General features: G+C 39.0%; 12 protein-coding genes and 1 pseudogene. 9 read left to right on the top strand and 4 right to left on the bottom strand.

From position 1 onward, the window contains the following. The 3 genes and pseudogenes from D8793_RS11560 to D8793_RS11955 all read right to left on the bottom strand — a co-directional run. Positions 1-537, bottom strand: a pseudogene (locus D8793_RS11560) (Rgg family transcriptional regulator); the annotation flags it as partial. Between the two features lie 136 nt (positions 538-673). Then, positions 674-1,051 carry an SdpI family protein gene (locus D8793_RS11555; protein ID WP_125371822.1) on the bottom strand — a complete coding sequence of 126 codons (378 nt, stop codon included), beginning with the start codon at positions 1,049-1,051 and terminating at the stop codon, positions 674-676. Further along, a complete protein-coding gene (locus tag D8793_RS11955; protein WP_156025221.1) occupies positions 1,052-1,198 on the bottom strand; it encodes a hypothetical protein in 147 nt (48 codons plus the stop codon). A 579-nt stretch (positions 1,199-1,777) separates the two neighbouring features. Between D8793_RS11955 and D8793_RS12295 the strand changes: the two genes are divergently transcribed. Both D8793_RS12295 and D8793_RS12290 read left to right on the top strand, forming a co-directional pair. Beyond that, on the top strand, positions 1,778-1,900 hold the full coding sequence (locus D8793_RS12295) for a P-loop NTPase family protein (RefSeq protein ID WP_260471144.1): 123 nt from the start codon (positions 1,778-1,780) through the stop codon (positions 1,898-1,900). Between the two features lie 18 nt (positions 1,901-1,918). Beyond that, positions 1,919-2,098 (top strand): P-loop NTPase family protein, encoded by a 180-nt coding sequence (locus D8793_RS12290; RefSeq protein WP_260471143.1) that lies wholly within the window; start codon positions 1,919-1,921, stop codon positions 2,096-2,098. 345 nt (positions 2,099-2,443) lie between these two features. Here the strand turns inward: D8793_RS12290 and D8793_RS11535 are convergent, their stop codons facing one another. Continuing rightward, positions 2,444-3,376 carry a nitronate monooxygenase gene (locus D8793_RS11535; RefSeq protein WP_125371820.1) on the bottom strand — a complete coding sequence of 311 codons (933 nt, stop codon included), beginning with the start codon at positions 3,374-3,376 and terminating at the stop codon, positions 2,444-2,446. A 292-nt stretch (positions 3,377-3,668) separates the two neighbouring features. Here D8793_RS11535 and D8793_RS11530 point away from each other — a divergent pair, with 292 nt between their 5' ends. The 7 genes from D8793_RS11530 to D8793_RS11500 all read left to right on the top strand — a co-directional run. Further along, on the top strand, positions 3,669-3,899 hold the full coding sequence (locus D8793_RS11530) for a DUF1858 domain-containing protein (protein ID WP_045498993.1): 231 nt from the start codon (positions 3,669-3,671) through the stop codon (positions 3,897-3,899). Between the two features lie 2 nt (positions 3,900-3,901). Then, the gene (locus tag D8793_RS11525) at positions 3,902-5,263 is read left to right on the top strand and encodes a DUF438 domain-containing protein (protein WP_125371819.1); all 1,362 of its coding nucleotides are present in this window, start codon (positions 3,902-3,904) and stop codon (positions 5,261-5,263) included. A 26-nt stretch (positions 5,264-5,289) separates the two neighbouring features. Next, positions 5,290-5,544, top strand: a complete 255-nt coding sequence (locus D8793_RS11520) for a DUF1912 family protein (protein ID WP_002899692.1) — start codon at positions 5,290-5,292, stop codon at positions 5,542-5,544. Between the two features lie 345 nt (positions 5,545-5,889). Continuing rightward, positions 5,890-6,462 (top strand): GNAT family N-acetyltransferase, encoded by a 573-nt coding sequence (locus tag D8793_RS11515; RefSeq protein ID WP_125371818.1) that lies wholly within the window; start codon positions 5,890-5,892, stop codon positions 6,460-6,462. 129 nt (positions 6,463-6,591) lie between these two features. After that, positions 6,592-7,647 (top strand): hypothetical protein, encoded by a 1,056-nt coding sequence (locus D8793_RS11510; RefSeq protein ID WP_125371817.1) that lies wholly within the window; start codon positions 6,592-6,594, stop codon positions 7,645-7,647. A 68-nt stretch (positions 7,648-7,715) separates the two neighbouring features. After that, positions 7,716-10,364 (top strand): valine--tRNA ligase, encoded by a 2,649-nt coding sequence (locus tag D8793_RS11505; protein WP_125371816.1) that lies wholly within the window; start codon positions 7,716-7,718, stop codon positions 10,362-10,364. 331 nt (positions 10,365-10,695) lie between these two features. Next, on the top strand, positions 10,696-11,853 hold a 1,158-nt coding region (locus D8793_RS11500; protein ID WP_142999383.1), incomplete at its 3' end, for a hypothetical protein.

Here is an 11,853-nt window from a genome sequence, read left to right as displayed (position 1 = left end):
TAATTTTAACTTGTCTTCTCTTAAAATATCGAATACTTGTATGGCCTGTTTCATTTTTTCAATTCCACTACTTAATTGGCGTTTAAATTCATAGTAGCCAGTTGCATAGAGAAAAACTGTCTGTTCATAGAAGTTCAATTCATTATCTAATAATGTTTTTATCTCACTAATTAAATAGCAACAATTAGAAAATTTTTCCTCATCTATACTAAGAATTAAACAATTTATAGCAAGTTGAGCGACCATTCGTTTATTGGTTTTATTCAGAGGAGAGTAGAGATAATTCTTTAGCAGTTCCTTTGTCAATAAGAAGTAGGAATTGTAGTTAATTGTTCGTACACAGTTACCAAATAGAACAATCTCATAGTAACCCCATTTTTCGACTTTGAAAAGATAGTCTATTAATTGAAGTAATTCTTCATCTGATGGACTGATCCTCGAATCCATTGTGTGTAGAATGGATTTTATCATAGTTTTCTCTAAAGGATCTAGAGTGTAATTTGTAGTGTCAGATAGTAGGCAAGTTATATTATCGATTCATAACCAAATTTCTCCCTAGAAATTCCAAAAAATGGATGCTGCAATCCGCTTACATCCATAAACAAAGGGATGATCCTTTATCAAGAAATATAAAAGATTTGCTGCTTTTCTTCTAGTGATGGATATACCTCGTTTATTTCCTTCTCCCGTTTTCATCAAAGTTTTTCTTCAATGCAATCTCTGTTGAAATCATCGCGCCAACAAAAGGGATTGTCTGAATCATCGTGATAATAAAGCCAACAGTACTCATTGTCTCCGTTCCCTTTTCAAAAACAATGGCCATGGCAATCACGGAGAGAGGTGCTGAAAGTAGTCCGCAAAGATACCATACTTTCCCAAGATATTGATTCGCAAACTTCCATGTTTCTTCATTCCTCATGGACCTTTTTGTTCGGTATCCGAAAAAATAATTGATTTCTTTCGGTGTTCTCCTGAAAAATAGCCAGCCAAATAAAAGCATAGTTAACGGAATAAGTAAAACTACGATTAGCATGAATATCCTAAATCCCATTTAAATTCCCTCCATTACTTTTACCTCTAAATGATAGATTCCGATCATGTCAGCAATCTGCTTGTCTTTTTGATCGATTTGATCCACTAGTTGAGTACGTTCACGCTCAAAATCATCGCGCAATTGCTCAATTTGACTTTGTAGCATTTTTTTACACGTGCGCTAGAACGTGCTACATCATCTATAATACATCTATCTAAAACATACTGAGTCAGACTTTTGTTCTGTTTTTTAGATAGTTCTACAAGTCTTTCTTTCTGTTCTTTTGATACACGCATACTAATTTGCACGCTCATATTCTCACCTCTTTTTTGTAGATTATATACGTTGTACATAACGTTATGTATAACGATTATAGCATGTTCTATACTTTTTCTGTACAGATATTTTGTTAAAATCGATTTTAAACTCTCATTTCCTCATCAATTACTGTAGAAAACAAAATTAAAGTGGTCGGTAAGGTAAATATACCACCCCGATTTTTAATTCTTCAAAACATAATAAAACAATTATAAAATGCAGCTAAAAATTGAAGCCCTATTTTTTACGATTTAATAATCTAACTAGGGGTGATGATTGGAATAGTGTTTGCAATTTTTTTAGATTTTCCAGTTGAATATGGTATTTCTTTAGGCTTGTTGAATGGAATATTATTGGGTTCGCTGATTTTTTACAAAAAACGATAAGAATTAAGCATAATTTCTTGCTGTAAACTAAGGAGTAGAGATGGCTATAGTTGAAATTATTAATGTAACAAAAAGCTTTAAAGATACTGAAGTTATTCATAACACTTCATTTTATTTAAAGAAGGGAAAAGTATATGGTTTTGTTGGACCAAATGGAGCTTGAAAAACTACAATTATCAAAATGATTCTAGGGATTTTAAAACCAGATTCTGGGGAAATAACTATTTTTAATCAAACCGTAGAACAGAATTCCGAAAATATATTATCTAGGATAGGATTAGTTTTGGGACCTTCATTTTATGGTCATCTTGATGCTTATAAAAATTTGAAGTTAATAGCAAATATGAAAGTGCTTAGTTAAGATATTGAAAAACTTAATGAATATCTATCAATGGTAGGATTAAAAGATGTTATTCTCAAGGGAAAGACAACACGAACCGAGGCAGTGGTGAATTGGTCAAAAAAGACAAGTAAAAGAGTAATTTGTTGAAAAACAAGCCTAAATGAACAGCAAAAGAGGCTGGGACAAAAGTCCTAGCCTCTCAATTGTCTTTGGATTGTTGAGCAAGACGCAGTGGTTGAGTGGGCTCTATTACGCTGATTTCATCAGCTTTTACAGCCCTACTCAACTGTGCGGAGGTGGGACGACGAAATCGAATTCTGACGAATTACCGATTTCTGTCCCACTCTCTTTTGAGTTAGAGGATTATAGCTTGATTTCAGTGTTTTGGAGAACCTTCTGAGCATCGGCAACGATTGTGTCGAGGATTTCTTTACATGGACGAATTTCCTTGACTAAGCCTGCGATTTGGCCACTCATCATAGAGCCATGTACGGTATCTCCTTCGTAAACAGCTTTAGAAAGAGAACCGATGGTGATTTCTTCGAGTTCGTCACGATTGGTGCCTTTGTTTTCTAGTTCGATATAGTGGTCGGTCATTTCATTGCGGATACAACGAACCGGCGCACCAGCAATACGACCAGTAACGGCAGTAGCAGTGTCATTGGCTGCGACAATGGCATCCTTGTAGCCTGATGAAATTGGGCATTCTTCTGAAGCTAGGAAGATCGTTCCCATCTGAACCCCTTGTGCACCGAGGACAAAAGCAGCAGCGAGACCACGACCATCGGCAATTCCACCTGCAGCGATGACTGGAATATCAACGGAGTCAACAATCTGAGGAATGAGAGCCATAGTATTGGTTTCACCGATATGACCACCAGCTTCAGAACCTTCAGCAATCACGGCATCAACTCCGAGCTCTTGCATTTTTTGCGCGTGTTTGACACTGGCAATAACAGGGATAACCTTGATACCTGCCTCTTTCAGATAAGGCATGATGAATTTCGGTGTACCAGCCCCAGTCGTTACGACAGGAACTTTTTCTTCAATGATGACTGTCACAATATCCTTGATATTTTTCATCATGAGCATAACATTGACGGCAAATGGCTTGTCAGTCAATTTACGCAGTTCACGGATTTCTTCGCGCAACTGCTCACCCGTCATTCCACCTGAAGCGATGATTCCCAGCCCACCAGCTTCTGAAACAGCTGCCGCCAGTTGGTAGTGGGAAATCTGAGCCATGGCTCCTTGGAAAATAGGGTACTTGATGTTCAACAATTCTGTAATAGACATAGGGCATCTCCTTTATTCTGTATTTAAAATCATTATATCACTATAATAAAGCGTTTTCAATGAAGCTGTAATCTGGCAAAAGATAGAAGTTTGTGAAAGAAATCTCAGAAATTCTTGATAGGACTGGCTTTTCCTTGTGAAACTAAATTTATCAGTGTCCTTATAACAATAACTTATAGCCTATTAGAATTTGTTATATTCTCTAAGACCGAATTTGAGCAAGTGTGGGAAGGATTTTTATAGGAGGCATCTTTTGTGATATAATAATAAAAAATATACGGAGGTAGGGCATATGGATAATGTGATTGATTTGTCTATCCCAGTGGCAGAAGTGATTGAGAAGCAGCCCGAAGTTTTAGATGTCTTGGTCGAGTTGGGCTTTAAGCCTCTGGCCAATCCTGTCATGCGCAATACAGTCGGGCGCATGGTTTCGATCAAAAAAGGAGCCAGCATGAATGGCATTGACCTGGATAAAATCAAGCAAACGCTGGAATTAAACGGCTATGAAGTGGTGGGGATTTAGAAATGGCTACTGAACGCATTGAAGTCCTCAAGTCTATCTTGTTGGACCTACATAACGGAGCTTCTGCAGAGTCTGTTCAGGAGCTTTTCAATGAGCATTTTGCTGGTGTGTCCGCTATCGAGATCAGCCTGATGGAGCATGAGCTGATGAACTCAGATACAGGAGTGACCTTTGAAGATGTCATGTCCCTCTGCAATGTCCATGCTAATCTCTTTAAAGGAGCTATTCAGGATGTGGAGGTGGCAGACACCGACCATTCGGGCCATCCGATTCAGATCTTTAAGCAGGAAAATCTAGCCTTGCGGGCTGCCCTCATGCGGGTTCGCAGGCTCCTATCGACCTATGAAAGCACAGAAGATGAGGGACTTCTTCCAGAAATCCGCAAGGGACTCCAGCGCCAGCTGGGTTTGGTGGGGCAGTTTGATATCCACTATCAGCGTAAGGAAGAGCTCATGTTTCCTATCATGGAGAGCTACGGCCACGATTCGCCGCCAAAGGTCATGTGGGGGGTAGATGATCAGATTCGAGAACTTTTCCAAGAGGCTAAGATTGCTGCCGAGCAGCTGCCTGCTACTTCGATTGAGGAAGTCAAGGACAAGTTTGAGACTTTTGCTGCTGAGTTTGAAGCTATGATTTTCAAGGAAGAGTCTATTTTACTGATGATTCTCCTCGAGTCCTTTACGCAGGATGACTGGCTCAAGATTGCTGAGGAGAGCGATGCTTATGGCTATGCTATCATCAAGCCGACGGAGAAATGGATTCCTGCGCGGTACTCATTCTCGGAGGAGGAAGCTGGGGATGCTGATGATGAAGCAAGCGAAGCGCCAGCCAGCACGGAGCAGACTAGTGCTGGCAGATTTGAGCAGGTCATTGATACGCCGGATGGTCAGGTCACTATTTCCTTTAAGCCTAAGGAAAAGAAGGAGCCAGCCTTTAATCGGGAGTCCCAGCATCCTTTTGGTCATGGCTATCTGTCGGTGACGGAGGCCAATCTGATTTTGGACCATCTGCCCATGGAGATTACCTTTGTCAATAAGGACGATATTTTCCAGTATTATAATGACAGCGTGCCGGCGGACGAGATGATTTTCAAGCGGACGCCTTCCCAGATAGGGCGCAATGTTGAGCTCTGCCACCCGCCCAAGCTTTTGGACAAGGTACGTCGGATTTTCAAGGCTCTGCGTGAGGGAGAGCGGGACAAGTTTGAGATGTGGTTCAAGTCGGAATCGCGGGGCAAGTTTGTCCATGTGACCTATGCGGCGGTGCGGGATGAGGCTGGTGAATTTCAGGGGGTGCTGGAGTATGTACAGGACATTCAGCCCTTCCGTGACATTGACAGTGATTTTTACCGAGATTTGGACTAGGTATTTGCAGTTAGAAAGTGAGAAAAATGAGTTACGAACAGGAATTTTTACAGGAGTTTGAAGCTTGGGTCAAGACCCAGGTCATGATTAACGAGATGGCGCTCAAGGAGAGTCAGGCGGTCTACGAGGCGGACCAGGATGAGCGGGCCAAGGAAGCAGCTATTCGCTATGAAAGTCGTCTAGATGCCTACCAGTTCCTTTTGGGAAAATTCGCCAACTATCAGGCGGGCAAAGGATTTCATGACCTGCCAGACGGACTTTTGGGTGAGAGAAATTATTGATTTTTCGCTGGAAAGGTGATAGAATAGGTTCATCAGAGGTGTTTTGAGTCAAGCATTTTACAGAAAGTGGCGGTGCTGAGAAGTCCACAAATGCGTCAAAGCTGGTTGCTGATGGATGAAAAATTGAAATAAAAGTGTCTTTTTGTTTCCTTTTAGGACTAGGCAAGGAGCTGCAGGCTATACTAGCGTATGCCAAAGCGACTTAACGACGTCATAAAAGAGAAAGAAGAAGAGAAAAGTTGCGGGCATCTGCCCGAAATTGGGTGGTACCGCGGATAAACACATTCGTCCCTTTCTAGTCTGACTAGGAAGGGATTATTTTTATGTTGCGGAAAGGAGGTTTGTATGAAACTTCTTGAATCTTATAATGGCAAAGAGTTGCCAAAGTTGGAAACTGAGCGTTTGATATTGCGTCAGAGAACGGCAGATGATGTGGAGGATATGTTTGCTTATGCTGGTCTGCCTGAAGTCTGTTATCCAGCTGGATTTCCTCCTGTAGATAGCTTGGAAGCAGAGCGTGACTATTTTGAAAATCGCTATTTTGAAAATTTAGAAAAGAAGCAACTTCCATCTGGCTATGGCATTACAGTTAAGGGGGATGACCGAGTTATTGGCTCTTGTGACTTCAATCACCGCCATGAAGATGATGTCTTTGAAATTGGCTACCTCCTGCATCCAGATTATTGGGGAAAGGGTTATATGCCAGAAGCCGTCAGTGCTTTGATAGAAGTTGCTTTTACCATTCTTAAACTCCACAAGGTTGAAATTCGATGCTTTGATTACAATAAACAAAGTCAGCGAGTCGCAGAGAAACTTGGCTTTACCCTCGAAGCTCGCATTCGAGACCGCAAAGATGCCCGAGGCAATCGCTGTGACGATTTGAGATATGGCTTGCTGAAGAGTGAGTGGGAGGCGTAGGAAAGTTTATCATGTCAAAAAAAAATAGTAATAAATCAAAAAAAAACCTACCTGTGTAACCTTAGAAGGAGACATAGAGAATTTATTAATGGGATTGATTTAGAAGAATTTTCTTTTAAAAAAGATTTTTTGGATCAGGTTGTTAATCCCGAAGAACTATCTTTATTGATCTCTAGAAAAATTTTTGGTGGTGCTACACTATACAACAATTTACAATTTGATTCTGATACGAATAAGGTATGTTTTCCAAAATTTAAGTCAAATAATGAAATCGCTAGATATGTTCAGAGTTGTTTGTTTTTAAAAGATTCTAATAAAATGAAACAGTTACAAAGTGAATTGGAATATCTTCTAAAGAAAGAAACGGATGCTAAATTAGAACAATTAACAGAAATAGTAAAAGAAATAATATATTTAGATAAATACGGTTCTTTCTTAAGATCTAATCCAAGATTCATGGTAAAAAAAGACTCCTATGTATATCGAGCGATAAAGTTATATGATGGTGATAATCTTAAAGAAGATTTTGATCCAATTAAGTGGAGATTTATTAATAAACATCAAGCCTTAATGCGATTAAATAAAGGGGGAGGAGAACAACCTGTTCTTTATGTCTCTCCAGATTTTAATTCAGTTTTTTACGAAGTTGATGCGGAAGATACACATGAAAAAATGGCAGTTTTTGTATATAGAGTAAAGGAAGATATTCAACTTCTCCCTATAGATGGAAAAATGTTTACCAATCCAGAGTACGATGATAGTTTTAAAAGATACGGTGAATATATTGGACAAATCCTTGAGCCCCTATTTTCAAAAAAAATTTCTCCCAAACTGAATGAAAGTCTAGTGTATGAGTTGTCTAATTTTATAAAAGATGAATTCTATAATATTGAGAATGAAAACAATAAAACTGATGACCAAGTGGTAGGATGGACTTATATTTCAACAAAGACAATGAAACCTATTAGCCAAATCATTAATTCAGATTCCTTAAAGATAGAACATAGATGTTTTGCATTCCCAGAAAACTATTATGAAAAAGCTCTGGATTTAGATAATGTAAGTTGTTGTATGGTAAATTGTGGTGACTATGAAAAGGAACATCTTAAATTTTGTAACGATTCCTATGTTCAAAACAAAGTTGAGTTGAGTTGGGATGGTGAGATAATTCGAAATAGTTATTGAATCTTATGAAACGTAATATTTTAAAAATATCAAAATACTTATCTTGAAAACAGTAAAGGAGAACACACATGTCTAAAGAACTTTCACCTAAATACAATCCAGCCGAGGTTGAGGCTGGCCGTTACCAAAAATGGCTTGATGCGGATGTTTTCAAGCCTTCTGGAGATCAAAAGGCTAAGCCTTATTCTATCGTCATTCCACCGCCAAACGTAACTGGGAAACTCCACCTTGGTCACGCGTGGGATACTACTTTGCAAGATATCATCATCCGTCAAAAACGTATGCAAGGTTTTGACACACTTTGGCTCCCAGGGATGGACCACGCGGGGATTGCGACTCAGGCTAAGGTTGAGGAGCGCTTGCGTGGTGAAGGCATTTCCCGCTATGACCTCGGTCGTGAAAAATTCCTAGATAAAGTCTGGGAATGGAAAGACGAATATGCCACTACCATCAAGGAACAATGGGGCAAGATGGGACTCTCTGTAGACTACTCTCGCGAACGGTTCACTCTTGACGAAGGCTTGTCAAAAGCCGTCCGCAAGGTTTTTGTCGAACTTTACAAGAAAGGCTGGATCTACCGTGGTGAGTTTATCATCAACTGGGACCCAGCAGCTCGCACAGCACTGTCTGATATCGAGGTTATCCATAAGGATGTCGAAGGTGCTTTCTACCACATGAACTACATGCTGGAAGATGGCTCACGCGCCCTTGAAGTTGCGACAACTCGTCCTGAGACTATGTTTGGGGACGTTGCCGTTGCGGTCAATCCAGAAGACCCACGCTACAAGGACTTGATCGGTAAAAACGTCATCCTTCCAATCGCTAATAAATTGATTCCAATCGTTGGAGATGAGCACGCTGACCCTGAGTTTGGTACTGGTGTCGTGAAAATCACACCTGCCCACGATCCAAACGACTTCTTGGTTGGTCAACGCCATAACTTGCCACAAGTCAATGTCATGAACGACGACGGAACTATGAATGATTTGGCCTTCGAATTTGCTGGCATGGACCGTTTTGAAGCTCGTAAGGCAGTCGTTGCTAAGTTGGAAGAAATCGGTGCTCTTGTTAAAATCGAAAAACGTGTCCACAGTGTTGGTCACTCAGAGCGTACTGGTGTTGTGGTTGAGCCACGCTTGTCTACGCAATGGTTCGTCAAGATGGAACAATTGGCTAAGAATGCTATTGCCAACCAAGATACAGAAGACAAAGTTGAATTCTACCCACCTCGTTTCAACGATACCTTCCTCCAATGGATGGAAAATGTCCATGACTGGGTCATCTCTCGTCAGCTCTGGTGGGGTCACCAAATCCCTGCTTGGTACAATGCTGAGGGTGAAATGTACGTCGGAGAAGAAGCTCCAGAAGGCGACGGATGGACTCAGGACGAAGACGTCTTGGATACTTGGTTCAGTTCTGCCCTTTGGCCATTCTCAACCATGGGCTGGCCTGATGTGGACTCAGCAGACTTCAAACGCTACTTCCCAACTTCAACCTTGGTAACAGGTTACGACATCATCTTCTTCTGGGTGTCTCGTATGATTTTCCAATCCTTGGAATTCACAGGCCGTCAGCCATTCCAAAACGTGCTTATCCACGGTCTCATTCGTGACGAGCAAGGACGCAAGATGTCTAAATCTCTCGGTAACGGGATTGACCCAATGGATGTCATCGAGAAATACGGTGCTGATGCCCTTCGTTGGTTCCTTTCAAATGGCTCTGCGCCGGGCCAAGACGTGCGCTTCTCTTACGAGAAAATGGATGCTTCATGGAACTTCATTAACAAAATCTGGAACATCTCTCGCTACATCCTCATGAACAATGAAGGTTTGACCCTCGAGCAAGCTACTGCCAATGTCGAAAAAGTTGTTAACAAGGAAGCTGGAAATGTCACAGACCGCTGGATTCTCCACAACCTCAATGAAACGATCGGCAAGGTCACTGAAAACTTTGACAAGTTCGAGTTTGGTGTAGCTGGACACCTCCTCTACAACTTTATCTGGGACGAGTTTGCGGACTGGTATGTTGAGTTGACCAAGGAAGTCCTTTATAGCGATAACGAAGAAGAGAAAGTCATCACACGTTCTGTTCTCCTTTACACTTTGGACAAGATCCTTCGCCTCCTTCACCCAATCATGCCATTCGTGACAGAGGAAATCTTTGGACAGATCTCAGAAGGCTCTATCGTTACAACAGAATACCCAACTGTCAACCCAGCCTTTGAAGACCTTGCGGCTCATACAGGTGTGGAAAGCCTCAAAGACTTGATCCGTGCCGTTCGGAATGCGCGTGCAGAAGTAAACGTTGCTCCAAGCAAGCCTATCACAATACTTGTTAAGACCAGCGATAGCGACTTGGAAGCCTTCTTTAACAGCAATGTCAACTACATCAAACGCTTCACAAATCCAGAGCACTTGGAAATCGCATCAACCATCCCTGCACCTGAACTCGCTATGTCAAGCGTCATCACAGGAGCAGAAATCTACCTGCCACTCGCAGACCTCCTCAATGTCGAAGAAGAACTAGCTCGTCTCGACAAGGAACTGGCTAAATGGCAAAAAGAACTGGACATGGTCGGTAAGAAGCTCTCTAACGAACGCTTCGTAGCCAATGCCAAACCAGAAGTCGTCCAAAAAGAACGCGACAAACAAGCCGACTACCAAGCCAAATACGATGCGACCGTAGCACGGATTGATGAGATGAAGAAGTTGGTTTGAAATCAAAATATAAATACATAATATAATAAGGCACAGTGTAAAAACTGTGTTTTTTTGGTATAATTTAAAAATAATACTATATATTGGAGTGCTTAGTTTGATTATTTCATATTTAACTATACTATTGTTATTCATAGGTATGTCGGTTTATTTTTTATGTAAAAATCTTAGGATTTCTGATTTAGTTTTTTATTTTATTTTTTGTAATCTTGTAGGTAATATTGTAAATAACGATATGTTAATTATGTGCTTTACCAAACTATTATGGCTTGTTATTATAATACCTTACCTATTGTTCTTAGGGAGTATTTATAATAAGGCTTTAACTTTCATGCAAAAGTCTTTATCAGGGCTTATCTATATCATTTTTTTATTAGGAGAATATCTTTTTATTTCAAAATTTGAACTAGAATATAAAATTCTATTCTATTTTTTAACCATATTTTTATCATATAGATTATTACTTAGCGGGATATCATTTTTACTTTTAGGAATTCCTTATATAAAAGATGTGTTTGAGCTATTTTTAATTAAATTTAAAATTATTAAGCAGAATGTTTTAATAGATAATTTGAATTTCTATACAAAAATGTTGGCTATAACAAGTTTTGTTTTAATTTATCTTATTATTAGACTTAATCCAGTAAATATTAAGTTTATAGACTCTGGCTCTAAAATTAATTTTTCAGATGGTCTATTTTCTACAATAAAGAATGTGACTCCTGTACTCTCTTTATATGGAATGTACTTTGGATTTCTTCAGTTTATAGCTAATACTGCTGAAAAAGATATTTATATGGGTGAAAATAAATTAAATTATATATTGAATCGCTCTTCCGCGTATCAGTTAAGCAAGTCAAAAATGTTTTATTTTTTTATTCTATCTTTTTGTTTAATCCCATTTTTGTCTGTTTTTCTTTATAGAAATACTCTGTTGACTCATTTACAAAAAGATCTAAATATTATCTGGCAGTTAGATTTTTTATTTTTATTATTATTATATCTTTTTTTAGTTATAACTATGATAAAAACAGTTAGTACAACTATTGAATTGAGAATTGGTAAAGGAAAGTGGATTGAATCTAAAATCCTTATTGATTATAAAATTTTTTATGAAAATTTATTTTGGAAATCTTATAGTTTAGACAACCCATCTATGTTTTTTAGTAGTTTTAAAAAAGACATAGAGAAAATAATCGAGTATAGCGAAGTAGAACAATTGTTAAATGGAGTTTTTGATGAAGTATTTGAGTCGTTTAAAGATAAGTCATATAATGATAGGTGGATTGATAATAATATACCTAAGTTGCTAAGTTATTATCCAAAATATATTAATGAATTTACGACCTTTATGAAAAAATGTAATATAGATAAAAATATTTCATCAAAAAGTTGGTTCTATATATTTAAGTTACATCAGCAAATGTTGGAGTTGATAATAAAGTATAATAAGAGTGAGTCATTAAAAGTTGATGAATCTGTATACAAT

The sequence above is a fragment of the Streptococcus cristatus genome, assembly GCF_003943465.1.
GTDB classification, from domain to species: domain Bacteria; phylum Bacillota; class Bacilli; order Lactobacillales; family Streptococcaceae; genus Streptococcus; species Streptococcus cristatus_C.
The sequence above is the reverse complement of the archived record's forward strand: the minus strand, read 5'-3'. Positions and strand labels throughout refer to the sequence as shown.